The organism is Phyllobacterium sp. 1468, assembly GCF_031455525.1.
In the GTDB taxonomy this organism is placed as follows: domain Bacteria; phylum Pseudomonadota; class Alphaproteobacteria; order Rhizobiales; family Rhizobiaceae; genus Phyllobacterium.
This window is the reverse complement of record NZ_JAVDSX010000004.1, coordinates 499,468-524,254: the sequence shown is the minus strand read 5'-3', so window position 1 is coordinate 524,254 and position 24,787 is coordinate 499,468. Positions and strand designations below refer to the sequence as shown.

The window sequence follows — 24,787 nt, the reverse complement described above, 5'->3', positions numbered from 1 at the left end:
TAGCGTAATTGAGTCCGATGACTCGCGTCAAGTTTGCCTGTGGACAAAAAGTGAGATCAATAAGCATGGCAAACCTTCAAGTAACACGTCACAGACCCGACAACCAAGATGCCGACCGACGCCTCCAAGGATTAGGCGGTGTCGATTGGTACGATACTATCGATAACCTTATAGCAGGGATCGAAAGCAGGAGTTACGGCCTGTGGACGGTTGACCAAAAGGGTAATTCCGTTTGGGTGGTCGTAGCGAAACGACTAAACGGGCGGAAGTACCTTAAGACTGAGCCGGACGGCATTGAACCGAACAACCTGCTCGCCCTACCGCGCTGCTAACGGCGCTTAGTGGTTTTTAGCCTCCCCAAGCATTAATGCCCTCCCAAGTTTCGGCTTGGGAGGATTCGCTCTCTGTTATCCGCTGGCCGGTCGGAAGTCTACGCGAAGTCTACTCAAGTTTTAATTTCATTTAATCGTCCTCAGTAGGGACAAATTAATCAACAAAATCAGTCACTTTTCAGTAACCATTCCGGTTAAGAAGCGGTCAATTCCTGCCGATCTATGTTCACGACGGTTCAACGAAACCGGCGAAACAAACAACAGGATAGGCGAAAAAATGACCAAGCTCTTCACACGTTTCCTTAAAGACGAAAGCGGCGCAACTGCCATTGAATATGGCCTGATTGCCGCCCTCATCTCAGTCGGCATCATCGCCGGTGCAGGTACTCTCGGCGAAGGCCTCAACAGCGTATTCAATCAGCTCGGCACCAAGATGAACGGTGTAGTAGTTAAGTAAGTTATTTGGTGGGGGCGGTTGAAAGATCGCCCCACTGGATACCAAATCTTATCTCCTCCGATGATATTTGGCATCTTGATTTAACCTGAGGACAAGTTTGTTGATTGCTGCTTGACCTAATCTTGACCGCCTTCGGGCGGTCTTTTTTTAACGGGAGGAGAGGATCAAAAGATAGGCCGGAGTGCGTGCCAGCGTGCCAGCAAACCGGATTGCGTAATGGTTTCCGTGGGTTAAGCTACATTTTATTGGTCTGGCAACTTTGGTCTTTCCGCGTGTAAAATGGCACGTCCGGAGGGCTTGCGCTGGCAACTTTTTGGAAAATCGTTATTTTATTTTATTTTTCAATGACTTATGGAAAACGGGTTTTTTCTTTTTACTTGCGTAATCAGTCCATGGCACATGGAGCTTTACCGCTGCGGGAGCGACGAGCCCTTGGGGGGAACGCCTACCCCTGCCCGGAGCATACTGGCAACGACGATGCCGCCCAGCTTCTGTTACTCCGGCGTTACCTGACTTAGACAAACCGGAAGAAAACATAATGAAATCAATGCGCTGTTCCTGATTCATTATCTGGTGCTCTCTCTTGCAGCCGCCTGTCAGGTGACGATATGGCTTGCTCTGATACGTCACGAGACGAGCCGCCGCGCTGTATGGGGAGCTTAAGTGACGAGAGTTTATCCATGAATATTTTTGGGGTGCCACGATGGCGAGGAAAGCACGCATCTCAGCATCATTTAAGCAGGATCGATCCAACTGATATATCAGTCACATAGCGACGAAAATGCCCCGCCCTCGCGTTTCCGGCTGTCTCACCATATGGGCGCGTTTAAACGACCCTCTCCAGCCGGACGACATTGTCAGCGACCAGCACCGCAATGAACTGACCCCACGCTTGCAGGGCGTCGGCTTTGGGCTTGCGCCATTTCGCTTGATTGTAAGTTCCGGCCACACCCTGCTTGGCCTTAATGGCATGATTCAAAACGGCCTCGACTACGTGCGGCAGGATTCCCAAGCTGTCCTCGTCATTCATTTTCGTGCTGACGGTGCGGCGCAGATCGTGCAACCGCCAATCTGGAATGGTCACTGGTTCGCCGCGCTCCTTCTCCGCGATTGCCGCCATCTTCTTGTCGAGAGTGATCTTGGCACGCGAAAAACCGGTGACGTGGGTTTCGCCGGTCGTGGTGAACAGGTAACGGGGATTCTCACCGCGTAGCTTCAGGCCTTCGATGACGGCGAGCGCGCCATCGGACAACGGCACCTCCTGTTCGCGCCCGTTCTTGGTCTTGCTGGCTGGTATGGTCCAAAGGCGTTCCGGCAAATTGAACTCGCTCCACTCAGCGCTGGCGACTTCCTCTCGCCGTTGACCCGTCAGGAGCAATAGGCGGAACATCGGTCCGAACTCTCCGCCCATCTCGCCAGTCGCGAGCCAGAACCAGCGAATCTCATCGTTCGACAGAACGCGCTCGCCTTTGGTCTCAGGGTGAAAGTCCCACGCGCCCATAGGAGATTCATCCGCCTTGATCATCTTCCGGCGGATGGCCCACGCGAACAGCGGAGACAAGGCGGCATAGGTTCGATTGGCGGTGTAGGGACCGGCCAACTGTTCAAGACTATCATGCAGGACAATCACGTCGCGTTCGCGGATATCCTGCATGCGCTTCTCTCCCCACGCCTCGGCAGGGCGCAGCGGTTCATCTTTCGAGGTGTCGCGCTTGATGATCTCCCAGCCGTCGCCATCCGGTCGCATACCGAGATTGCGAGCCGTCTCAATAATTGTGCGGGGCTTGGGAAGCTTAGGCGTCTTGCGCTTGATCGCGCTGCCCTTCTTGTAGCTGTTCAAATAGGTCTCGACCAACGCGCTGAATTTGTCGCTGTCCGGTACACCGAGCTTGGCCGCTTGCCGCTTCTCCTGCTTGTCCCCAGCCGGATCATTGCCGTTCGATACATCGTTGAGAACGTCTTGCGCCAGCTTATGCGCCACCTTTATCGAGGGGAATCCGTCCAGCGTGTACTTGCGCTGCTTCCGATCACTCAACCGGCGATAGAAGATCACCCACGACATTTTTCCGGAGGGCTGGACTGCCAAAACGAGTCCGGGCTTGCCAGCGTCGGGATAATAAGTGAGCTTCTTCTGACCGTCCGGGCCCAGTTTGGGCTTGTAAGCGCCGGTTTTGAATCCGGTGTCGGTAATGGTTGGCATGGCTTGTTACTCCCCTCCAGATAACACTCAGGTAACAAGAAACGGCGATACGGCCTGTTACCTTTAGTGACGATACTAGTCGTCATATGGAGCAAACACAAGCAAATACAAGGGTTTTTGGAACGGTGACGCTCTGATAGGTTACGGTCTGATACGCCTGTCTACCAGATTTGTAATCAGAGGGTCGGGAGTTCGAGTCTCTCCGGGGGCACCATTTTCTCTTAATTGGTAGTGAACGGTGGCGGCATTATCCGCCTCTCGTTTGTCGCGCGACCTCCATGACCAATCATCGATGCCTTCAAGCGGCAAGGTTGTCGTCAACCTGTGCATGTTGCTATGATGTATTGGACCAGCCGATTGGCTTATTGGAGGTTGCCATGACATCCGGAAGCAACAAAACTGACACTGAAGCCTATGAATTGGCAAGCAGAACAGCCGATGCGCAACGTGCCAAGCTTCCCGATTGGCAGCGCAATCAAATCAGCGACGCCGATATGCAAACTGGAGAAACGTGGTTTGTTTGGGGTTTTTACGGGGCGATGACCGATGACATCGAGCGGCGGAGACGGCTGCTGGTAGCTTACGTGAACAACAAATATCCCGACGGAAAGAGTAGCGAACAGTTCTTCGACGAAATCTCCAAAGCCGCGCAAGAAGGAAACCGTTTGTTCGATGCTATAGCTGCAGCAGGCGGTCAGGCGTACCGGGAAGGCGGCGACGGCCATCTAGCGAACATCGCGACTATCTTTCTGAATGTGAGCAGAAACCACTAGGCGAGCGCTGAGGGAAAATCCGAGAGATCCGCCATATGGGGCGTCTTCAAAAATGGGGAGGAAAAAGACGTAATGTTTGGGTCTCCTCTCCTCCCGGCGAGCCTGACCGTTGAATCAGGGTGCTAGCATGGCCTTCATAGGAAAAAAGGGAGGAGAGAGACAAACGCATGGCGGGGGGATGCTGTGCGTTCGTAGATCTCTATCTCCTCCCAGTACCGGCCGATCACCGGCAGGACTTGGCAGTCCTCCCGACCGACCGAGGGAATAATACAACGCTGCACTGAGAACGTCTGTGTGACAAAGGAACTCCCTATCTCAAGTTGCACCAATCCTAATGCTACAACTTGCCCGACGGTTACCCGAAGTCGTTTCGATGAAAGCGGTACTGCGCGCGCGCAAACAAAGCCCCACGATCGCAAAAATTAGTGGTTATCCGCCTCCTGTACCCACTATGGGTTGATTTTAAAGGCCCGAATCAGGTCAAATCCTGAAATGACGCGGCAACTGCGGCTGGAAGGATTGAAGAGATGACCATGAGCTTCGAGGAGTTTCAAGGTTCGCGTGATTACAGTGACGATCTCCATGCGGAAGGTTTGTGTGAAGGCGAAGGCTTCGTCTACGCCGATGGACTTTGTTGCATCGAAAAGAGCGGCGCGGTGTACTTGCTGCACAGCGAGGGCCGGACACTGGTGAGCAGTGATTTGACGACGCTCGAGCGAGAGCTTTATCAGCGGTTTTATCGGGCTGCCGCGGCTTAGACGCCGCGCTGGCAGCAGATCGGCGGTTCACTCATTGGCGGCGACCACCTGTCGCCTGATTGTCTTGCGACAGCATTCGTTCGATGTCTTCCCGTAGCGCTGCCATTTTCCAAAATGTTTTGTGGTCTTTTTGCCAGATCGCTTCCGGCATGTTAGGCACGGTGCCAGTCGTTTGGATATGCAGGCAGCCATGAACCGGAAAATCGAAACATTTGCTTTTCTTTCCTCCGGCACACCGGATTCCGATGAGGCGCTACACGACCTTACAAGGATTTACGGGCAGACCGAAGCCAAGGATGCTGATGTCATCGTCGCGCTCGGCGGCGACGGCTTTATGCTGCAGACGCTGCAAAACTACATGAACCAGGGCAAGATGATCTATGGCATGAACCGTGGATCGGTCGGCTTCCTGATGAACGAGTTCAGCGACACTGCGCTGAAGGAACGTGTGGAAGCCGCGCAGTCGGAGACGATCAGGCCATTGAAGATGGTGACGGAGTCCGCCGACGATGGGATGTTCACGGCGTTCGCCTTGAATGAAGTTTCCCTGCTGCGTCAGTCATACCAGGCCGCCAAGATCAGGATCAGCGTCGATGACAAGGTGCGGCTGGAAGAACTGATCTGCGATGGCGTCATGGTCGCAACGCCTGCCGGCTCGACAGCGTATAACCTTTCCGCACAGGGACCGATCCTGCCGCTCGATGCACGGCTCCTTGCCCTCACCCCCGTTTCGGCTTTTCGCCCCCGGCGCTGGCGCGGTGCCCTGCTGCCGAACAAAGTGACAGTGCGGTTCGATATCCTCGAGCCAGAGAAACGGCCGGTAAATGCCGTCGCCGATCATATGGAAGTAAAGTCCGTTTTATCGGTCACAGTTGAAGAAGCATCTCAACTCAGGGCGACCATTCTGTTTGACAAGAACCATTCCTGGAACGAACGAATTCTCAAGGAACAGTTCCTTTATTGACAACATCAGAATAAAATGACGCACAATTGTAACGAACTCTTAAATCTGAGCTGATCGAAGAGTTGACTTTTGCTGACATGCGCCGTAACGCCATTGTCAGCAAACGCTGTGCAAATCGAGAGTGCCTGATGCTTTGATGCAGATGACGCCCTAGCCGATAACAGGCATGCGCAGCACCGACTGCAGATAGAAAGTTAAATCTCCATTGACCACCTTTGCTGACCTGGGCCTTTCGCCGAAAGTGCTCGATGCTGTAGAAGCAGCAGGATATACAATACCAACACCGATCCAGCTTGGCGCGATCCCGCATGCGCTGCAGCGCAAGGACGTTCTTGGCATCGCCCAGACCGGAACCGGCAAGACTGCCTCTTTCGTTCTGCCCATGCTGACACTTCTTGAACAGGGCCGCGCGCGGGCACGTATGCCCCGAACACTCATCCTTGAACCGACGCGTGAACTCGCAGCGCAAGTTGAAGAAAACTTCGTCAAGTATGGCAAGAACCATCGCCTTAACGTTGCGTTGCTGATCGGCGGCGTTTCTTTCGACGACCAGCTGCGCAAGCTTGAACGCGGCGCCGATGTGTTGATCGCAACCCCCGGACGGCTGCTGGATCATTTCGAACGCGGCAAGCTGCTTTTAAGCGCCGTCGATATTCTCGTCATCGACGAAGCCGACCGCATGCTGGACATGGGCTTCATTCCCGATATCGAACGCATCTGCAAGTTGATCCCCTTCACGCGCCAGACGCTGTTCTTCTCCGCAACCATGCCGCCGGAAATTACCAAGCTGACGGAACAATTCCTGCACTCTCCTGTCCGCATCGAAGTTGCAAAGGCAGCGACGACGGCGAAAACGGTAGAGCAGCAGCTGGTCAAGTCAGGTAAGAAGGATTGGGAGAAGCGCGCGGTGCTGCGCGATCTCATCCGCGCCGAAGCCGACGGACTGAAGAACGCCATCATATTCTGCAATCGCAAGAAGGATGTGTCAGAGCTGTTCCGTTCGCTGGTGAAGCACGAATTCGATGCCGGTGCCCTGCATGGCGATATGGATCAGCGTGCGCGCACGACAATGCTGGCGAACTTCAAGGACAACAAGCTGAAAATCCTCGTTGCGTCGGATGTTGCAGCGCGCGGGCTGGATATTCCCGATGTCAGCCACGTGTTCAATTTCGACGTTCCGATCCATTCCGAAGATTATGTTCACCGCATCGGCCGTACGGGCCGCGCCGGCCGTTCCGGCAAAGCCTTCACACTGGTAACGCCGGCCGATGTCAAATATCTTGCGTCGATTGAAAAGCTGATCGGCGAGGACATCAGCTGGTATAATGGTGATCTGTCCACCCTGCCCGTTTCGACCGAACAGGACGAGGCACCGCGCCGTGGCCGCAACAGCCGCGACAAGAGCGCGCCAAAGCGCAGGCCACGCAATGAGGGCCGTGAACGCGAACGCCCGCAGTCCGAAATCGACATAATCGCAGCGGCAGAAAAGGCCAAAGATCTTGATGCGCAGCCGATAGTCGATGATCAGCCGATGATTCGTACCGCCGAGAAGCCGCACAAGGCCGCGATCAAAGCGGAAAACGAGCAGCGCCGTGCCCGGGTTCCGCACGCCGAGCCGCGCCGTGACCACCGTCGCGACCGCGATGATATGGGTTCGGCACCGATTGGCTTCGGTGATGAAATCCCAGCTTTCATGCTGATCGACACCAAGGTCTGAAAAGTTTTCAGAGTTACTTGCCCGCGCGCAGCGACGCTTCGTACGCCCGCCTCGCCCATTCCGTCATGATGTCGGGGTCGTCGAAAGCCTCTGCCGGGACAGACCAGTAGGGCATGCCTACGGGCTTCCTGCCCGCGCGCTCATAGGTCCATTGACGGCAATTGGCTGCCTCAAATTCCGGCGCTGAGACCTTATCTGCTTTCAAGAGAATTTCGTCACTGACTTCGAGCGCGATGATCGCGCCCTCGAAATAAATGCCTTTGCCGCCAAACATGCGTTTGATCGTGACCGGCCCGAGTCCCGAAAACAAATCTTGAATTGCGTCATTATCCATGACGAAAAGGTCAGGAATCGGCTGATGCCAGCGTTTCCGGCTTGGCCGGCGTCAATTCGACAGACTCTCCGCAACCACAGGCGGAAGTCTGATTGGGATTGTTGAAGACAAAGCCTGTGCGCAGCTTGGTCACTTCAAAATCCATCTGCGTGCCCAGGAGGTAGAGCACAGCTTCCGGCGCAACGAAAACCTTCGAGCCGTCTTTTTCGACCACATCGTCACCGACTTTTGCTTCGGTCACGAGATCGATCATGTATTCCATGCCTGCGCAGCCGCCCTTCTTGATGCCAACGCGTATGCCGAGCGCATTTTCGCGCGTCGCCACAATTTCGCTCACGCGCTGTGCGGCGGCGTCGGTCAACGTCATGACAGAAAAACGACCCATTTCTCATCTCTCTTGTTCGAGATCGCTGGAACGATCATCCGAATATCATAGTTAGTGTTACATAACCGTCACTGCAAGTGTTCAAACTGTTCAAGAGGGCTGAATGCATGAAATATCGCCATCTCGTTCTTTGCAGCGCAGCAGTGTTATCGCTGCATATTGTACCAGGGCTTGCGCAGGAAGCGAAACAGCCTGAGGCGACCACGCCTGCGCCTGCGCAGACCCCGGTACCGAAAGAACAAGCTGCAACCGCAACGCAGACGCCCCCGGAATATCTTGATGATCGGAGCAACCCTGAGGCGCTGATCAAGTCGTACTATAATGCCATCAACCGGCAAGAATATGCTCGCGCCTTCAGCTATTACGCCTCGGACAGTCCCCCGCAACCATTCCCGCAATTCCAGGCGGGGTATGAAACCACCGCATCGGTCAGCGTGCTGTTTGGCAAGGCAGTTGGCGAAGGCGCGGCCGGTTCGGCCTATTGGAGCCAGCCAATAGCGATCAAATCCGAGGGCAAGGATGGTAGCGTCACGGTGTTCAACGGCTGTTATCGTCTAAGATTGGCCAACCCGGCGATCCAGGCCGTTCCCTACGTGCCGCTCTCGATATTGGATGGAACACTGCAGAAATCGGATCAGCCATTCGAACAGAGTGTGCCGGAAGGCTGCGAAGCTCCTTAGGACATTAATACCAGCCGACGGCAATCTGCGCTTCTTCCGACATGCGATCGGGTGTCCAGGGTGGATCGAATGTCATGGTGACATCGACAAAGCTCACGCCTTCGACGGCGCTGACTGCATCCTGCACCCAGCCCGGCATTTCGCCTGCGACCGGGCAGCCCGGTGCCGTCAGTGTCATTTCGATCTTGACCGATCGGTCGTCCTCGATATCGATCTTGTAGACCAGACCCAGCTCGTAGATATCGGCAGGAATTTCCGGGTCATATACGGTTTTCAAGGCACCGATGACATCATCGGTCATCCGCGCCAGCTCGTCCGCCGGAATAGCCGACACAGCCGTGGTCCCGACCTCGGTATGCACCGAACTTGCTTCGGCGACGGGCATTTCAGCTTTTTCCAGTGTCTCGACTTTGTCCGTCATTGTCATCACCCAAAGAATTTCCGCGCCTTTTCCAGCGCATCGGCGAGAACATCGATCTCGTCTCTTGTATTATACATCGCAAACGATGCACGGCATGTGGATGTTACACCGAAGCGTTTCAATAGCGGCTGGGCGCAATGGGTACCTGCCCGCACGGCAACACCTGCACGGTCGATCACCATTGATACGTCATGGGCATGGATACCCTGCAGTTCGAAGGAAATAATAGCACCCTTGTCTTTGGCGTCGCCAAAGATACGTAGCGAATTGATCTCGCGCAGACGTTGGTGTGCATAGTCGCGCAAATCCTCTTCGTGGGCGAGAATGGCGGCGCGGCCGATCTTCTCGACATATTCGATCGCAGCGCCAAGCCCGATCGCCTGGGCGATCGGCGGGGTGCCGGCTTCAAACCTGTGTGGCGGGTGGTTGTAGGTGACGATGTCCTCCGTCACCTCCTCGATCATTTCGCCGCCGCCCTGGAACGGCCGCATCGCTTCGAGCATCTGCCTGCGCCCATAAAGCACACCGATGCCCGACGGTCCGTAGATCTTGTGGCCGGTAAAAACGTACCAGTCGCAACCGAGGTCCTGCACATCGACCGGCAGATGCACCGCACCCTGGCTGCCATCGACCAGCACCGGAATACCGCGAGCATGGGCGATGCGGACGATCTCTTTGATTGGCGTCACAGTGCCGAGCACGTTCGACATGTGGGTGATCGCCACGAGCTTTGTACGCTCGGTCAGTCGCTTCTCGAATTCCTCGATGTGGAATGCACCCTGTTCATCAACAGGTACCCAGACGAGCTTTGCACCCTGACGCTCACGGATGAAATGCCAAGGCACGATGTTCGAGTGGTGCTCCATGATGGAAAGGACGATTTCGTCACCCTCGCCGATGTTCGGCATGCCATAGCCATAGGCAACGGTATTGATCGACTCCGTCGCGGATTTGGTAAAAACGATTTCGTCAACCGAGGCTGCATTCAGAAACCGGCGAACGTTTTCCCGTGCTTTTTCATAAGCATCGGTCGCCGCGTTCGACAGGAAATGTAGCCCGCGATGCACATTGGCGTATTCGTTGGAATAGGTGTGCGTGATCATATCGATCACTGCCCGCGGTTTCTGGGCCGAAGCGCCGTTATCGAGATAGACCAGGGGCTTGCCATAGACTTCGCGCGACAGGATCGGAAAATCCTGACGAACTGCCTCTACGTCATAGCCGCTTTGAATGATCCTTGTATCCATGATAGCCGCGCTTTCCAAATAGGTTCGGTCGATCAGACGTGTACCGCGAGCCATTTGTCGAGAATGGCTTCGAGCGCCTCGACAAGTGGTTCGTTTTCGAGCTCTTCGACGATTTCGGCAACGAACGCCTTGATGAGAAGACCCCGCGCTTCATTTTCCGGAATGCCGCGCGCACGCAGGTAGAACAGATGATTGCCATCGATCTCTGTAACCGTTGCACCATGGCCGCAGGCAACATCGTCCGCAAAAATCTCCAGCTCCGGCTTGGCGTCGAATTCGCCATCGTCAGAGAGAAGCAACGTGTTGCATGCCATGCGCGCATCGGTCTTCTGGGCGATCTTGTTGACCTTGATCTGACCCTGAAACACGCCCCGCGCGCGATCGGTGACGACGTTTCGGATGATCTGGACCGATGTTGTGTTTTCGACCAGATGACCGAGCGTCATGGTGACGTCCGTATGGCTGTCGCCGCCGAGCAAGTTGACGCCGCGTAACTGGAAATCGGAACCTTCACCCTTCACCAGCACGTGGACTTCCTGACGGACGAGCTTGCCGCCGGCATTGACGACATAAACCGTCAATTTGGCATTGGAGCCAATCTTGGCAATGAACTGCGCCAGCTGCGTTGCCTCGACGCCCTGCTCGCGCAGAATGATCCAGGTGATTTCCGCATCATCAGCGACGGTCACATTGCTAACGCTGGTTGAAAACCCTTCGCCCTCGCCGCCGGTTTGGCGCTCGATGACGGTTGCCTTGACACCCTTGCCGAACTTGACTGGAAAACGCACATGCCCCTGGCCGCGAAGCTGGGCGTTTTGCAATTCGAGCGGTGTTTCCAGTTCCACGCCATCGGCAAAGGCAATCGCCCAGCCATCAGTGACATAAGCCGCATTGATCTGGCCGATCGCATCGTCGCCGTCACGAACGGCAAGCTCGCGGATCACCGAGCCATCGGCCAGCTTGTCGCTGAACTTGCTGAACGCGACACCTTCGACACGCGGATGGGTCAACGCGATCCCGTTGGAAACGGTCGCCACCGCAGATCCTGCGATAATCGCCGGCAAGGCGTTGGTTCCCGCGGTCCCGTCATAGACGGGAATGTTGCGCAGCAGTGTGCGCAGATCAGTATAGTGCCAAGCCTCGACGCGACGCGAAGGAAGGCCTTGCGTCTTCAACGCTTCAATCGCATTGTCGCGGGCGCTGGCGATCTCGCCATCGCCGGGCAACTCACCCATCCGGTCAACGAAAGCGTCGACCAATGCCGATTCAGCAGGTGTGGGTTGGCGTCCTGTATGAACATTCATGACGTTATTCCTCAGGCCGCCTCACCGATAATATCGGCATAGCCATTCTCTTCCAGCTCAAGTGCCAGATTCTTGTCGCCCGATTTGATCACCTGCCCCTTATAAAGAACGTGGACGGTGTCCGGCACGATGTAGTCGAGCAGACGCTGGTAGTGGGTGATGACGATTACCGCACGATCGGGCGACCGCAACGCATTGACCCCATCGGCAACGATCTTGAGCGCATCGATGTCAAGACCGGAATCGGTCTCGTCGAGAACGCAGAGCTTCGGCTCCAGCAGCTTCATCTGCAGGATTTCCGCACGCTTCTTCTCGCCACCGGAGAAACCGACATTAAGCGGACGCTTGAGCATGGCGATATCCATGTCTAGCGATGCAGCTGCTGTCTTCACGCGCCCGATGAACTCCGGAATTTTTAGCGGCTCTTCACCGCGCGCCTTGCGCTGCGAATTCATCGCTACCTTCAGGAATTCCATCGTCGCAACACCGGGTATCTCCATCGGATACTGGAATGCGAGGAAAATGCCCTTTGCCGCACGCTCGGACGGGTCGAGCTCCAAAATGGATTCGCCATTGTAAAGAATGTCGCCTTCGGTGACTTCGTAGTCACTACGACCCGCGAGAATGTACGAAAGCGTCGATTTTCCGGAACCATTCGGCCCCATGATCGCAGCGACTTCACCAGCCTTGACGGTGAGATTCAGACCGCGAATGATTTCGGTGTCCGTGTCTGCGATCTTCGCATGAAGGTTTCTGATTTCCAGCATTGTACTACCTTTTGGATTCCGGGAATCAGCCTTGGCGATCCCTAACTTTTAATCTTGGTCCTGTCGGCCAATGGCACGTGCCGCGCCGACTATGATGAGCTCTCGCCGCTGAGGGTCTTGAGGCGCTCGACCAGGGAGGCGAGTTCCTTCCGCGCTCTGATCAATTCCGGCTCCAGAACACTCTCTGTTGCAGTAGACGAACGAGCAATCGTGTCAGTCAACTCGTCGATCACTTCGCCCAGCTCTTCGTAGCGTCTGCGCAGCCTGTCGAGTGCGTCAGTTGTGATCGGTGCCATTATCCGACGCTCCCCTCGAGACTGATGCCGATAAGCTTCTGCGCTTCAACGGCAAATTCCATCGGCAGTTCCTGGATGACTTCCTTGACGAAGCCATTGACGATGAGTGCAATCGCCTCTTCTTCCGGAATCCCGCGCTGCATCACATAGAACAGCGCGTCTTCCGAAATCTTCGAGGTCGTCGCCTCGTGTTCGAATTGCGCGGTCGCATTTTTGGCTTCGATGTAAGGCACCGTATGCGCGCCGCAATCATTACCAATCAACAGCGAGTCGCACTGGGTGAAGTTGCGGGCGTTTTCAGCCTTGCGATGGGCTGAAACCTGACCACGATAAGTGTTGTTCGACTTGCCCGCCGAAATACCCTTGGAGATGATACGGCTCGACGTGTTCTTGCCTAGATGCAGCATCTTGGTGCCGCTGTCGATCTGCTGGTGACCATTGGAAACTGCGATCGAGTAGAACTCGCCGCGTGAATTGTCGCCGCGCAGAATGACGGATGGGTATTTCCAGGTAATCGCCGAACCGGTCTCGACCTGTGTCCACGAGATCTTCGAGTTGACGCCACGGCAATCGCCACGCTTGGTGACGAAGTTGTAGATGCCGCCCTTGCCTTCCGCGTCGCCAGGGAACCAGTTCTGCACCGTCGAATATTTGATCTCTGCATCGTCAAGTGCAATCAGCTCGACAACCGCCGCATGCAGCTGGTTTTCGTCGCGCTGCGGTGCCGTGCAGCCCTCAAGATAGGACACATACGCACCTTCTTCCGCGATGATCAGTGTCCGCTCGAACTGGCCGGTATCCCGCTCGTTGATGCGGAAATAGGTCGACAGCTCCATTGGGCAGCGCACGCCCTTTGGCACATAGACAAACGAACCGTCAGTGAAGACAGCCGAATTCAGGGTCGCGTAGAAATTATCCGAAACCGGAACAACCGTTGCGAGATATTTTTTCACGAGATCCGGATGTTCGCGGATCGCTTCGGAGATCGAGCAGAAGATGACCCCGGCTTTGGCCAGTTCAGCCTTGAACGTCGTGACCACCGAGACGCTATCGAACACCGCATCGACAGCGACGCGGCCGGACTTGTAGACATTGTCGCTGGCTTCTTCGTCTTCGTCGCTGGGGCTCGCTTCGCCGACCTTGCGTACACCCGCGAGGATTTCCTGCTCTTTCAGCGGAATTCCCAGCTTTTCATAGGTACGAAGCAGCTCCGGATCGACCTCGGCAAGCGACGTCGGGCCGTTCTGGTTCTTCGGACCGGCGTAATAGACCATGTCCTGGAAGTCGATCTTCGGATAATTCACGCGCGCCCAAGTGGGCTCTTCCATCGTCAGCCAGCGTTCATAAGCCTTCAGACGCCATTCAAGCATCCAGTCCGGCTCATTTTTCTTGGCAGAGATAAAGCGAATGATATCTGCATTAAGGCCCTTCGGCGCCTTATCCATTTCGATAAGGGTTTCAAAGCCGTATTTGTACTGGTCCACGTCAAGCGTACGGACCCGGTCAATGGTTTCCTGCACTGCAGGCATTGGCGTTCTCCATCCACGCGGGGTTCAAGGTCCCGCAGTTGCAAACGTCAAGGCAGTATGTCGTCTTGAATATCTGCCTCTATGTAGTGCGCAATCGCACAATTTAACACCGGTATTCACCGGATTTTTTCAATTAACGGCGATAATCTGCCGATAGTCCAATTTCTTTATGCGGCATCGGCCGTGGCTGGCTTGGTGCGGTCGCGTCGCTCGACCATAATTTTCAGCGCTTCCAGAAAAAGCACGATCTCCTCGTCACTGGTATCCGGCCCTGTCGAGACCCGCATACCGCCCGTTCCCTCGCCATATCCCATCGCCGCAAGCACGTGACTTGGGCCGACTTTTCCGGAGGAACAGGCGGACCCGGCCGATAGCGCGATTCCTGCAAGATCAAAAGCGATCTGTACCGTTTCCGCTTTCATCTCGGCCAGCGAAAACATGGTAGTGTTCGGCAGGCGGTCAACAGCTTCGCCATAGATAATGGCGTCAGGCGCTATCGCTCGAACGTTCTGTTCTATCATTTCACGTTTTTGCGTCGGCCAGCCGCCAGAATCCAGACGTTCCTTGGCCACGCGTGCCGCAGCACCGAATCCGGCTATAAGTGGCAATGCTTCAGTACCGCCACGATGGCCCTTTTCCTGTCCTCCGCCGCGGATGATGGGCTTCGGCATCACCAGATCAGATATGGCTACGATCGCGCCAACGCCTTTTGGGCCACCGATTTTGTGCGACGACAGAATGAGATAATCCGCAGAAGATGTTGTAATGTCGAGCGGAATGCGTCCAGCGGCCTGCACCGCATCAACAACGAAGAGCCCGCCGAATTCCTTCACTATCGCCCCGATCCTTTCGATGGGCTGCAAGACCCCCGTTTCATTATTAGCTGCCTGTACGGCGACAAGCGGTAGCCCCTGGCCGCGATCATGGGCAACAAGGAGCTCGCGCAATTGCTCCAGATCAAGCAGCCCGCTGCTATCAACACCAATGACGTCAACCTGATCTAGCGGAAACTGGCCGCCTGCAAGGATACAGGGGTGCTCGCTTGCGCTGACATAAAGCCGCGAAAGGCGCATCGCCGCCCGTCCCATAGTATAATGTGGCGTCAAGAGGGTTGAAGCTGCCTCGGTCGCACCCGATGTAAAGACCACATGATCAGGCTTGGAGTTGACCAGCGCGGCGACATCGCGACGTGCAGCTTCGAGAATTGCCTTGGTCGCACGGCCTTCCAGATGAACGGATGACGGATTGCCGGTCTGCATCAGCGCATCGACCAAAGCATCGCGCGCTGCCGCAATCAGCGGCGCACTTGCATTGTAGTCGAGATAGGCGCGATTGCGGGTCATGCTTCTCCTGATTCCTGTTCTTTTGGCAAAAAGCGCAATTTTCTTGAAATTCAGCCTCGTACCGGCCTATTAAGCCGGTTCGAGATTAGTTCTACACCAGTTTTGAACGGTTCTAAACTGGTTTTATGGTCGCTATTGATTGTCGTCAAGCCCGGCAGATCAATAAGTGGCCACGGCGAAAACTGGAGTATACATGCCTGAAGTGATTTTCAATGGACCAGCGGGACGTCTTGAGGGCCGATATCAGCCTTCGACGGAAAAAAATGCCCCGATCGCGATTGTCCTGCATCCCCACCCGCAGTTTGGCGGAACCATGAACAACAAGATCGTCTACGATCTGTTCTACATGTTCCAGCAGCGCGGATTTACGACGTTGCGTTTCAACTTCCGCGGCATCGGCCGCAGCCAGGGTGAGTTCGATCATGGTTCCGGTGAACTGTCGGATGCCGCCGGCGCGCTCGATTGGGTGCAGTCGCTCCATCCGGATTCCAAGACCTGCTGGGTCGCCGGTTATTCCTTCGGCGCGTGGATCGGTATGCAATTATTGATGCGCCGCCCGGAGATCGAAGGTTTTATCTCCGTTGCGCCGCAACCCAACACCTATGATTTCTCATTCCTCGCGCCTTGCCCTTCTTCCGGGCTGATCCTTCATGGCGACCAGGACAAGGTTGCACCGCCCAAGGATGTACAGGGCCTGGTTGATAAGTTGAAAACGCAGAAGGGTATCACCATCACGCAAAAGACGATGGTCGGCGCCAATCACTTCTTTTCGGGCATGACCGATGAGGTCATCGCAGAATGCTCCGATTATCTCGATCGCCGTTTGAATGGCGAATTGGTCGAGGCCAAGCCGAAGCGCTTGCGCTAGTGGTCCGATTCCAACATTTGCAACCCCTATACCAATCGCTCACAAATGTTGGAATCGAAGACCACTAGCAAATTCAACGTGCCAGTGGAGCTTTGGATTTGACATTCGCTTGAGAGACCGATGTCACGCGGGATGCAAATGTCAAATCCGCTCCACTAGGTAGGATTGGCGAGCACACCCCCGGACACGGGGGCGCTGCAGCCGGTTGTCGTTGGCCAGGTCAACGGCAACCCGTCGAGTGACCGCACTGCGAGATAAGCCCAGGCTTCGGCCTCCATCGAATCGCCATCGAATTCCAAATCCTCCGCCACGATAGTCTTTGCCCCGGCATTGGCTGCGCCTTGCGTGAGATCGGCCATGATCGTCGCATTCTTGCGGCCACCGCCGCAAATGACCCAAAGTGATGGTATTTCAGGTGAATAAGCGGTGGCCTTGAGAATTGCTTCGGCCGTCACTTTGGCCAAGGTCCGCGCCCCATCCGAAAGTTCCATATCGCCCAGATCAGCGAGCGTAAAATGATTACGATCGAGTGATTTCGGAGGAGCGAGATCGAAAAACGGTTTCGCCAGATAGCGCGTGACCGCCTGGCCTATCACTAGCCCTTCGCTGGCAATCCTACCGCCAGCATCGTAGGCGATGCCTGCCTTTTCCGAGACCCACTGATCGATCAGCGTGTTGCCCGGTCCGGTATCGAAGGCGACCGGATCGGCATTGCCGGAAGTAATGGTCACGTTGGAAATGCCGCCAATGTTGACGAATACGACAGGCTTGCCCTTGCTGAGTTCAGCAGGCACCCGCGCAGCCAGTGCCTGATGATAGGCAGGCACCAATGGTGCACCCTGCCCGCCATGCCTCATGTCATTGGCTCGCATGTCATAAACGACGGGAACGCCTGTCCTGTCAGCCAGCATTTTCCCATCGCCGAGCTGTACTGTCAGCGCCTGAAGTGGTCTGTGCAGAACTGTCTGACCATGAAAACCGATCACGTCGACATCGGCTTTACTCAGCCCATGGCTCGAAAGAAAAACCGAGACCGCGTCGCCGTGGCGTTTTGTCAGCTCCGCTTCGATCGCGCCAAGTTCACCCGGCCTCTCGGTCCTCGACCAGATTGATTTCGCATCGTTGAGGCCGGCTTCGATCCGGCGCTGAAATGACCGTTCGTAAGGCATGAAGTCCGCCGGCCCACGTCGCACTTCGCTTCTGCCATCCGTTTCCAGGAGCGCGATGTCAATTCCATCCATCGACGTTCCGCTCATCAGGCCGATTGCACGCCGTATCGCTGCCAAGACACTGCCTTTCTTGTGATTCGATAGAGAATGATGTTAGAGCAAGTTTTGTCTATAGGAAGCCGTTCTGCCGCAGGGCACTCGTGGACGAGGTCAAGGTTGGGCTTCGCCGATGTTTACCCGTCGGTCGATGCCCAGGTCCGAAGGGTTTGACCCGAATTCACCCGGCAGAACGGCTTCATATAGACAAAATTTGCTCGTAACGGCTGCGTCTCTCACGGCACGCATTTCGTGCACGTCGATTCAATCTCAGGAAAATATCTATGTCTGCCTTCAAATCCGAATTTCTGCACACGCTTTCAACGCGCGGCTTCATCCATCAGACCTCCGACGACGCAGGTCTGGATGCACTCTTCGCCAAGGAAACCGTGTCGGCATATATCGGCTTTGACCCCACAGCCTCCAGCCTCCACGCCGGCAGCCTGTTGCAGATCATGATGCTGCACTGGATGCAGAAGACCGGTCATCGTGCGGTGGCACTGATGGGCGGTGGTACCGGTATGGTCGGCGACCCATCCTTCAAGGATGAGGCGCGCAAGCTGATGACGCCGGAGATCATCCAGAGCAATATCGATAGTCTCAAGAAGGTCTTCGCCAACTATTTATCCTTTGGCGAAGGTCCGAAAGACGCGCTGATGGTCAATAATGCCGAATGGTTGTTGCCGCTCAACTACCTCGAGTTTCTGCGCGATGTCGGCCAGCATTTTTCCGTCAACCGCATGTTGTCCTTCGATTCGGTGAAGCAGCGGCTGGACCGCGAGCAGTCGCTTTCCTTTCTTGAATTCAACTACATGATCCTGCAGGCTTACGATTTCGTCGAACTGAACAAGCGCTATGGCTTGCGCCTGCAGATGGGCGGCTCCGATCAGTGGGGAAATATCGTCAACGGCATCGACCTCGGTCATCGTCTTGGCACGCCGCAGCTCTACGCCCTCACCTCGCCGCTTCTGACCACGTCGTCAGGCGCGAAGATGGGCAAATCGATGAATGGTGCGGTCTGGCTCAATGCCGATCTGCTGAGCCCCTACGATTTCTGGCAATATTGGCGCAACACCGAAGATGCCGATGTCGAGCGGTTCCTGAAACTCTACACGACGTTGCCGTTGGATGAGATCGGTCGTCTGGCCTCGCTCGGCGGCGCGGAGATCAACGAGACCAAGAAGATCCTTGCCACCGAAATCACAGCGCTTCTTCACGGCCGCCAGGCTGCCGAGGAAGCCGCCGAAACCGCACGAAAAACCTTTGAGGAAGGCGCTTTGGCTACCAGCCTCCCGACCGTCGAAATTGCAGGCAGCGAGCTCGACGCTGGAATTGGCATTCTGACGCTTCTCGTCAAAGCCGGTCTTGCCGGATCGAATAGTGAGGCGCGGCGCCACATCCAGGGCGGTGCTGTGCGGGTCAACGATGCCAGCGTTTCCGATGAGAAATCCCAGGTCGGGACGTCTGACGTAACGGCAGAGGGCGTGATCAAACTCTCCCTCGGCAAGAAGAAACATATTCTTGTGAAGCCGGTTTAGAAATGGTCGGCATTACTGCCATGCGTGGTTCGACAAGCTCACCATGAGGAAGATGAGTGGACTGCAAAACGATCAACAACGTTGGAGATAATGTCTCCCTGCAATCCTCAACCCCCTCATGGTGAGCTTGTCGAACCACGCATAGCAATAGTTCTATCCGGCAGAGAGCCCAAGCCTGTGCAAGGTTCGCTTCTACTGAAATTCAAAAATCGAACGGAAAATACCCGGCGCGATCACCGAAATCGGATTGACGATAATCTGCGGTTGTTTCAATGGCCCGATTAACTTGTAGGTGATGCCGATCAACCCCCCATCGCGGCCATTGCCAAGGAAAAGTCCAAGGATCGGGACATCGCCGAAGATGCGGTTGATGCCGTAGGCAGGCATGAATGTACCCGTCAGTGACATGTTGCCCTGAGGATCGCTGAGCACGCCCTGGAACGTCGTGCCGATCGTCGAACCGCGGATAACGCCATTGGCAAGGTTGATGTAATTTGCGCCCTTTTCGATTTGCGAGAAACCGCGGTCGAATGTCACTTTCGACACGTCGATATTCTTCTTCACCGCATCGTTGAGGCTCGTACCATTGGGCGCTGTGGATACAAGTTTGGCCAAACGCGGTTCGTTGACCAGTGTAAAATCGCGCGCATCGATTTGTCCCCGCAAAGGACCGTCACCCTTGGAATCGAGCGCAACATTGATGCTTCCCCCGGACATCTTGTCGTAATAACCGAAGAAACGTAGAACCGCACCGGCATCCCGCGATTGCAGGCTGATCGAGCGCGCGCCACTTTCGGAACTATCGGCTGCCACTACCTTCTGTCCCGTTCTGGTTACTGCATTGAAGGCAAGGCCCGAAACATTGGAGCCGACCCCCTCATAGGACAGAGAGACATTGCTGAAATTCTCGGTGTAAAAACCGGTCACCTCAGCGATGTCAGCGTTGATCAGAACGCGCTGCTTGCTGTTGCTGCCGTCGCCCCCGTTTTTTTTCTTGTCTGTTATCTGATTGAGCAAAGGGCGGGCGTCGAATGTACTGCCTTGCACACCGACCCGGTAACCATATTTGGTTCGGTCGACCTTTACCGCGATATCGTCACCGCGATTCAACCTGACGGTGCCAAAGTCAGCCGAGGTCATCTCCCCGTCCACGACATCCACATCGCCCTGCAGGCGGAAAGTGTCGCCGGAAACGTCAAGGTTGCGGATACTGGCGTTGTCTCCATCTTGCTGGAGCGAGAATTTTGCGGTCGCCTTTACGCCCGCTCCCTTGGTCCAACCGAGCTGTGCAAGTTTGATCTCGGCCTTCGTCAGGTCGGCGATAGCGATCCGCGACCCGTCGGCTGCCTTTTCGATCTCCACGGAAATTGGGCCGGAAAGCAACGGATCGAGAGCCGGGAAAAGCGCGTTCCGGGTCTTGTCATCGAGTTGTAAAGTGACACTCTGTTCGCGTTTCGCCGTGTTTTTCCCCAAAGGTTCAAACATGGTCACTTCAGCCGGTATACCGTTCACCTTTGCGGTAGCCTCGATGCGCGCTTCGTCCTGATTGACGGAGAGCGTTCCGGCAGCATCGGTTATCGTCTGCCCATCGATCTTTTTTGCGATCGAAACATCGGATAACTGCATGTCAGCCGACCATTTAAGGCTGCCGTCCGGTGCGTGCCTCGTCACCGGAAACGTCACCAACACGTGCGCTTTCACGTCGCCTTTTATGTCTTCCGGCGTAAAAGGAAGATTTTTCAATCCATTGATCGGTTTAAAGCCGATGAACTCCGATACGGCGGAGGCGTCGCCAACAACATTCAAATCAAGGTCGGAGAGGACTGGGCGTTGCGGACCCCACGGAATGACCAGCTTTCCATCGACGATCTCCACCTCGCGATTGGCGGGCGTGATTGACGACCCCTTCTCTAGACTGATCGTCGTATAGGCGCCTCGAACGCTGATTTTCCCATCGGCGTTCTGAACAGCCGGCAGGTCTCCGACAATATCAAAGCGCGAGCCCGTGACGTTGAAATCGACTTGAACCTCATCATCTTCGAGAGGTGGCGGCTTGCCTGGTCCATTGAATCGTCCGGCCGGAAACGCCACTTTGATTGTGCTGTCCTTCGCCTCACCGTCGTGCATCTTGTCGATAAGCCAGCGTCGAGCGCCCGTAGCGACCCAGATGGGCCATAGCTGCTTCACATCGGCGACCGGCATTTGAGGTATCTGCAGGTCGAGGTTCATGGCAGGTGAACCCCCGCCGAAAGTAACACTGGCGCTGCCGGACAGCGAACTCTCCTTGTTTGCCAGCACTTCTATCTGCGAGACGTCGAGATGCTTCGACGTCAAATCATACCGGCCTGCAAGGCGCGCATCGAACGGAAGTGCCGGGACCGGAGAATCGGCGGGAGCTGACTTGGCGTCTTTCGCGGTAAATTCGAACTGGTAACCCGGATTGGCCGCTGACGCAGGGACCAGCGGCAGTGTCTCCGGTCCGATTGCTCCTTCGACAATACCCGTGAATCCACCGAAATGAATGTTCGACGGTTTGATAGCGATCTGGTCGACCCCGGATACGTGCTCGAAATTGATCCGTGATTCCACCGCCATATCTTCGACATTGCCGATCGTAACCGGGCCGTTGCCGATATTGAGCGCACCCCAGACACGCGCTGGCTCGGAAGCGGTCGCCGCCAAGCCATCCAGCTTCACCTCAGCCAGATTGTCGAAGGTTAGATAAGCGCCATTGGGCTTGATGCCGTCGATGTCGGGGACGGGAGGCGTACCAAATTTTCCTGCGAGCGGAATCTTGCTGACAGCCAACGAGAACGCTTCGATTTTCGCGCCGATCGCCGAACGCTTGGCCTGAGCATTGATATCGACTTGCTTTCCGCGCCACTCCACCGTGCCATTGATGGCAACCGGGCCACCGGTTTCCGATAGATCGAGATTGACGATGCGCAGGCGTTCCGGCGCTCCGGCGAGCGTAAAATCAAATGTTGTATCTGCAATTGAGATATCGCGCGTCTCGCGCTGATCGAGCAGCGATACCGCACTTTCGAGACCCGAAAAAATCGCCGCCGATGCACCGTCGAGATCGACAAGGCCGCGATCGTCCTTGGGCACCAAAGCCATGAAATCGAACGGCGCAACCGAGGTAACCTTGATCTGCGCGCCGTCGAGTTCCAGTCGCTCGACCCGGATATTCCCATGTAGCAAGGGCAAGGTTGCGAGGCCGATGCGCACCGATCGCACATTGTTTATCTGGATACCGCGCCTTGCAACGGTGATATTTACGTCCCGCGCCTCAAGTGCAACGTGGTGGCGCTGGTCTAGAGAAATTTGCGCAGAATTGATCGTGGCATCTGCCTCCGGCCCAAGAACCGTTTGCAACGCGGTTTGTGCGCGCTGTGTCAGCGCCTCTCCCCCAACGCCGACGCGTAATATCACGAAAGCGATGCCAGCCAACACCGCCATGAGGATGGCAAAGGAACATGTGGCACCGGCCGCGAAATGCAGCCGCGATCGCCTTCGAGGCGTCGCTAAGGGAACCTCGTCTTGCTCGCAAGCAGAAGGATATTGGTGCAGTTTCGTGAAGTCCCGCTTTGTAAAACGGACTCTTTTCGGTTTCTCTGTCAAATTCCAAAGCCAATTGAGGAATCAATTGGGAAACCGTAGACGATTCCCGCACCTCTCTATAATTGCGTAACTAGCGATCGCGTTCAATCATCAAAGAAAGGCATTCCTATGACTATTTTGGATATTGGCAGCACCCCGCCCGACTTCACCTTGCCGCGTGATGGTGGCGGTACAATCACCCTGTCGGGCCTGCGCGGAAACCCTGTCGTTCTCTATTTTTATCCCAAAGACGACACGAGCGGCTGTACCCAGGAAGCGATCGAATTCTCCGGTCTCAGACCGCAGTTTGAAAAGCTTGGTGTGAAAGTCATCGGAATGTCGCCGGATCCCGTCAAAAAACACGACAAGTTCAAGACCAAACATGATTTGAAGGTCGATCTCGTTGCAGACGAAGACAAGGCTATCATCGAAGCCTACGGTCTTTGGGTCGAGAAGAGCATGTATGGCCGGAAATATATGGGCGTAGAGCGGACGACCTACCTCATCGATTCGGCTGGCAGGATCGCCAAAATCTGGAACAAGGTGAAAGTTCCGGGGCACGCAGCCGAAGTGCTCGAAGCAACGAAGGCACTTAACACCTGATCCGCCTGTTTTGGTTGCAATTTGATTGAAATACCGCGCAGTTGTCAGGATTTGTTAACCCTAACAGAGTGTAATCGCTGTACAAATTGAAGCTGCAAATCAACGAGCGTAGCCGCAATGAAGAAGCCTCAAAATACCAGCATCTTCGGCAGCACAAAAGAGCCTCACACGATCATTATCGCGCGGGGCGAAACGATCCGGCATTTCACCATCAAGCCGTGGATGGCATTTCTGGGTGGCACCCTCGCCCTTGGCTTGGCTGGCAGCTATCTTCTCGCGACATCCTATCTGGTCTTCCGCGACGATCTCATAACCGGCAGCGTCGCCCGTCAGGCACGCTTGCAACAGGCTTACGAAGACCGAATTGCCGCGCTGCGCGTTCAACTCGATCGGATCACAAGCCGGCAATTGCTTGACCAGAAATTGATGGACGGCAAAGTCAGTGAGCTCATTCAACGGCAAAGGGCACTGAGCGAGCGGCATGAAAAGCTTGCGCCCGTGCTGCAGCGCGCTGAAAAAGCCGGGGCCGTCTTGCCGGAGAACGCAGCCGATGCTCTTTCGATGGAGGGTAACGGTCAGGACGTGATGAATTCCGGCGATGCAGACGGTTTTTACGGCATCGATCCGATTATTACGGGACCAACCACTTCAACACGCAAGCCCGTGCCGCGTGATGACAAGACCAAAACCAGCGTAGACAAGGCCGAGCTTCTGCTCAAATCCGTTGATCATTCCTTGACCGGAATAGAATCCCGGCAGACTCAGCAAATGCAGAAGCTCTCCAACACTGCCTATGAGAGCGCCGACAGGATTTTGGAAACCTTGGCTGCGGCCGGCGTTAAACAGGTGTCTGACGATGAAACGGCCGGTAGGGGTGGACCGTTGCTGCTGGCAAGTACAAATGCGACGTCCAGTTTCGACACAAAATTCGCCGATCTGGATGAGGCGGTACAGCGGCTCGAGAGCGCCAGGACCCTCGCGAAATCGGTTCCTATCGCCAATCCGGTCCCCGGCATGCCAGTTTCGAGCCCGTTTGGTTCACGCGCGGACCCGCTTCTTGGCATGATCGCGTTTCATTCCGGTATGGATTTTCGCGCCCTATCGGGAAGCTCGGTGCATGCGACCGCCAACGGAACGGTGACCGCAGCCGACTATAATGGCGGCTATGGCAATATGGTCGAAGTCGATCACGGCAATGGAATTACAACGCGATATGGCCATTTGAGCCAGATTCTCGTAAGCGTCGGCCAGCGCGTGAAACTTGGCGATACAATCGGGAAGGTCGGCAGCACCGGCCGCTCAACGGGCCCTCATCTGCATTATGAGGTTCGCAGAAACGGCAGCGCTGTTAATCCCGTCGGGTATCTGGCTATCGGGCGAAAGCTGGCAGACGAACTTTAGCG

The 24,787-nt window shown here is 55.5% G+C and carries 22 protein-coding genes and 1 pseudogene; 11 read left to right on the top strand and 12 right to left on the bottom strand.

What is annotated here, in order from left to right:
- Positions 1-17: 17 nt before the first annotated feature.
- Positions 18-332, top strand: a complete 315-nt coding sequence (locus tag J2X72_RS14610; protein ID WP_310072987.1) for a DUF3892 domain-containing protein — start codon at positions 18-20, stop codon at positions 330-332.
- Positions 333-609: 277 nt separating this feature from the next.
- Positions 610-789 (top strand): Flp family type IVb pilin, encoded by a 180-nt coding sequence (locus tag J2X72_RS14605; protein ID WP_310072985.1) that lies wholly within the window; start codon positions 610-612, stop codon positions 787-789.
- An 826-nt stretch (positions 790-1,615) separates the two neighbouring features.
- Here J2X72_RS14605 and J2X72_RS14600 read toward each other — a convergent pair.
- Entirely contained in the window at positions 1,616-2,989 is a 1,374-nt protein-coding gene (locus J2X72_RS14600; protein WP_310072982.1) for a tyrosine-type recombinase/integrase, read from the bottom strand.
- A 377-nt stretch (positions 2,990-3,366) separates the two neighbouring features.
- Between J2X72_RS14600 and J2X72_RS14595 the strand changes: the two genes are divergently transcribed.
- The 4 genes and pseudogenes from J2X72_RS14595 to J2X72_RS14580 all read left to right on the top strand — a co-directional run.
- Complete coding sequence (locus J2X72_RS14595; protein WP_210002494.1) at positions 3,367-3,762, top strand: hypothetical protein; 396 nt, start codon at positions 3,367-3,369, stop codon at positions 3,760-3,762.
- 527 nt (positions 3,763-4,289) lie between these two features.
- On the top strand, positions 4,290-4,520 hold the full coding sequence (locus J2X72_RS14590) for a hypothetical protein (RefSeq protein WP_210002492.1): 231 nt from the start codon (positions 4,290-4,292) through the stop codon (positions 4,518-4,520).
- Positions 4,521-4,710: 190 nt separating this feature from the next.
- A complete protein-coding gene (locus J2X72_RS14585) occupies positions 4,711-5,484 on the top strand; it encodes an NAD kinase (protein ID WP_210002490.1) in 774 nt (257 codons plus the stop codon).
- Between the two features lie 205 nt (positions 5,485-5,689).
- Positions 5,690-6,880 (top strand): annotated as a pseudogene (locus tag J2X72_RS14580) (DEAD/DEAH box helicase); the annotation flags it as partial.
- A 334-nt stretch (positions 6,881-7,214) separates the two neighbouring features.
- Here the strand turns inward: J2X72_RS14580 and J2X72_RS14575 are convergent.
- Positions 7,215-7,535: a TfoX/Sxy family protein gene (locus J2X72_RS14575; protein WP_210002485.1), complete on the bottom strand. Its 321-nt coding sequence runs from the start codon at positions 7,533-7,535 to the stop codon at positions 7,215-7,217.
- A 10-nt stretch (positions 7,536-7,545) separates the two neighbouring features.
- Positions 7,546-7,920 (bottom strand): Fe-S cluster assembly scaffold SufA, encoded by a 375-nt coding sequence (sufA, locus tag J2X72_RS14570; RefSeq protein ID WP_310072976.1) that lies wholly within the window; start codon positions 7,918-7,920, stop codon positions 7,546-7,548.
- 107 nt (positions 7,921-8,027) lie between these two features.
- Here sufA and J2X72_RS14565 point away from each other — a divergent pair, with 107 nt between their 5' ends.
- Entirely contained in the window at positions 8,028-8,600 is a 573-nt protein-coding gene (locus J2X72_RS14565; RefSeq protein ID WP_210002481.1) for a hypothetical protein, read from the top strand.
- Positions 8,601-8,604: 4 nt separating this feature from the next.
- On the opposite strand, the gene J2X72_RS14560 is transcribed toward J2X72_RS14565, so the two are convergent.
- The 7 genes from J2X72_RS14560 to J2X72_RS14530 form a co-directional block, all read right to left on the bottom strand.
- Positions 8,605-9,027: an SUF system Fe-S cluster assembly protein gene (locus J2X72_RS14560; protein ID WP_405044716.1), complete on the bottom strand. Its 423-nt coding sequence runs from the start codon at positions 9,025-9,027 to the stop codon at positions 8,605-8,607.
- On the bottom strand, positions 9,027-10,268 hold the full coding sequence (locus J2X72_RS14555; RefSeq protein WP_310072974.1) for a cysteine desulfurase: 1,242 nt from the start codon (positions 10,266-10,268) through the stop codon (positions 9,027-9,029). The genes J2X72_RS14560 and J2X72_RS14555 overlap by 1 nt, the downstream gene beginning before the upstream one ends.
- Before the next feature lie 32 nt (positions 10,269-10,300).
- Complete coding sequence (gene sufD / locus J2X72_RS14550) at positions 10,301-11,572, bottom strand: Fe-S cluster assembly protein SufD (protein ID WP_310072972.1); 1,272 nt, start codon at positions 11,570-11,572, stop codon at positions 10,301-10,303.
- An 11-nt stretch (positions 11,573-11,583) separates the two neighbouring features.
- On the bottom strand, positions 11,584-12,339 hold the full coding sequence (sufC, locus tag J2X72_RS14545; protein ID WP_271893810.1) for a Fe-S cluster assembly ATPase SufC: 756 nt from the start codon (positions 12,337-12,339) through the stop codon (positions 11,584-11,586).
- A gap of 89 nt (positions 12,340-12,428) precedes the next feature.
- On the bottom strand, positions 12,429-12,635 hold the full coding sequence (locus tag J2X72_RS14540; RefSeq protein WP_310072969.1) for a hypothetical protein: 207 nt from the start codon (positions 12,633-12,635) through the stop codon (positions 12,429-12,431).
- Positions 12,635-14,164: a Fe-S cluster assembly protein SufB gene (gene sufB, locus J2X72_RS14535; protein ID WP_210002471.1), complete on the bottom strand. Its 1,530-nt coding sequence runs from the start codon at positions 14,162-14,164 to the stop codon at positions 12,635-12,637. Before sufB ends, J2X72_RS14540 begins: the two co-directional genes overlap by 1 nt.
- A gap of 167 nt (positions 14,165-14,331) precedes the next feature.
- A complete protein-coding gene (locus J2X72_RS14530; RefSeq protein WP_310072967.1) occupies positions 14,332-15,507 on the bottom strand; it encodes a cysteine desulfurase family protein in 1,176 nt (391 codons plus the stop codon).
- Between the two features lie 193 nt (positions 15,508-15,700).
- Here J2X72_RS14530 and J2X72_RS14525 point away from each other — a divergent pair, with 193 nt between their 5' ends.
- The gene (locus J2X72_RS14525) at positions 15,701-16,375 is read left to right on the top strand and encodes an alpha/beta hydrolase (protein ID WP_027231414.1); all 675 of its coding nucleotides are present in this window, start codon (positions 15,701-15,703) and stop codon (positions 16,373-16,375) included.
- 155 nt (positions 16,376-16,530) lie between these two features.
- On the opposite strand, the gene J2X72_RS14520 is transcribed toward J2X72_RS14525, so the two are convergent.
- Positions 16,531-17,661: an anhydro-N-acetylmuramic acid kinase gene (locus J2X72_RS14520; protein WP_310072959.1), complete on the bottom strand. Its 1,131-nt coding sequence runs from the start codon at positions 17,659-17,661 to the stop codon at positions 16,531-16,533.
- 263 nt (positions 17,662-17,924) lie between these two features.
- Between J2X72_RS14520 and tyrS the strand changes: the two genes are divergently transcribed.
- Complete coding sequence (gene tyrS / locus J2X72_RS14515; protein ID WP_210002464.1) at positions 17,925-19,178, top strand: tyrosine--tRNA ligase; 1,254 nt, start codon at positions 17,925-17,927, stop codon at positions 19,176-19,178.
- A gap of 192 nt (positions 19,179-19,370) precedes the next feature.
- On the opposite strand, the gene J2X72_RS14510 is transcribed toward tyrS, so the two are convergent.
- A complete protein-coding gene (locus J2X72_RS14510) occupies positions 19,371-22,613 on the bottom strand; it encodes a DUF3971 domain-containing protein (protein ID WP_310072957.1) in 3,243 nt (1,080 codons plus the stop codon).
- A 297-nt stretch (positions 22,614-22,910) separates the two neighbouring features.
- On the opposite strand from J2X72_RS14510, the gene J2X72_RS14505 reads away from it, so the two are divergent.
- Together J2X72_RS14505 and J2X72_RS14500 are read left to right on the top strand one after the other, a co-directional pair.
- Positions 22,911-23,384 carry a peroxiredoxin gene (locus J2X72_RS14505; protein WP_210002461.1) on the top strand — a complete coding sequence of 158 codons (474 nt, stop codon included), beginning with the start codon at positions 22,911-22,913 and terminating at the stop codon, positions 23,382-23,384.
- Between the two features lie 117 nt (positions 23,385-23,501).
- Entirely contained in the window at positions 23,502-24,785 is a 1,284-nt protein-coding gene (locus tag J2X72_RS14500) for a M23 family metallopeptidase (protein WP_310072953.1), read from the top strand.
- Positions 24,786-24,787: the final 2 nt, after the last annotated feature.

Coding starts and splice junctions, on each gene's coding strand:
- J2X72_RS14610 (WP_310072987.1), top strand. CDS start 18: ATGACTCGCGTCAAGTTTGCCTGTGGACAAAAAGTGAGATCAATAAGC.
- J2X72_RS14605 (WP_310072985.1), top strand. CDS start 610: ATGACCAAGCTCTTCACACGTTTCCTTAAAGACGAAAGCGGCGCAACT.
- J2X72_RS14600 (WP_310072982.1), bottom strand. CDS start 2,989: ATGCCAACCATTACCGACACCGGATTCAAAACCGGCGCTTACAAGCCC.
- J2X72_RS14595 (WP_210002494.1), top strand. CDS start 3,367: ATGACATCCGGAAGCAACAAAACTGACACTGAAGCCTATGAATTGGCA.
- J2X72_RS14590 (WP_210002492.1), top strand. CDS start 4,290: ATGACCATGAGCTTCGAGGAGTTTCAAGGTTCGCGTGATTACAGTGAC.
- J2X72_RS14585 (WP_210002490.1), top strand. CDS start 4,711: ATGAACCGGAAAATCGAAACATTTGCTTTTCTTTCCTCCGGCACACCG.
- J2X72_RS14575 (WP_210002485.1), bottom strand. CDS start 7,535: ATGGATAATGACGCAATTCAAGATTTGTTTTCGGGACTCGGGCCGGTC.
- sufA (WP_310072976.1), bottom strand. CDS start 7,920: ATGGGTCGTTTTTCTGTCATGACGTTGACCGACGCCGCCGCACAGCGC.
- J2X72_RS14565 (WP_210002481.1), top strand. CDS start 8,028: ATGAAATATCGCCATCTCGTTCTTTGCAGCGCAGCAGTGTTATCGCTG.
- J2X72_RS14560 (WP_405044716.1), bottom strand. CDS start 9,027: ATGACAATGACGGACAAAGTCGAGACACTGGAAAAAGCTGAAATGCCC.
- J2X72_RS14555 (WP_310072974.1), bottom strand. CDS start 10,268: ATGGATACAAGGATCATTCAAAGCGGCTATGACGTAGAGGCAGTTCGT.
- sufD (WP_310072972.1), bottom strand. CDS start 11,572: ATGAATGTTCATACAGGACGCCAACCCACACCTGCTGAATCGGCATTG.
- sufC (WP_271893810.1), bottom strand. CDS start 12,339: ATGCTGGAAATCAGAAACCTTCATGCGAAGATCGCAGACACGGACACC.
- J2X72_RS14540 (WP_310072969.1), bottom strand. CDS start 12,635: ATGGCACCGATCACAACTGACGCACTCGACAGGCTGCGCAGACGCTAC.
- sufB (WP_210002471.1), bottom strand. CDS start 14,164: ATGCCTGCAGTGCAGGAAACCATTGACCGGGTCCGTACGCTTGACGTG.
- J2X72_RS14530 (WP_310072967.1), bottom strand. CDS start 15,507: ATGACCCGCAATCGCGCCTATCTCGACTACAATGCAAGTGCGCCGCTG.
- J2X72_RS14525 (WP_027231414.1), top strand. CDS start 15,701: ATGCCTGAAGTGATTTTCAATGGACCAGCGGGACGTCTTGAGGGCCGA.
- tyrS (WP_210002464.1), top strand. CDS start 17,925: ATGTCTGCCTTCAAATCCGAATTTCTGCACACGCTTTCAACGCGCGGC.
- J2X72_RS14505 (WP_210002461.1), top strand. CDS start 22,911: ATGACTATTTTGGATATTGGCAGCACCCCGCCCGACTTCACCTTGCCG.
- J2X72_RS14500 (WP_310072953.1), top strand. CDS start 23,502: ATGAAGAAGCCTCAAAATACCAGCATCTTCGGCAGCACAAAAGAGCCT.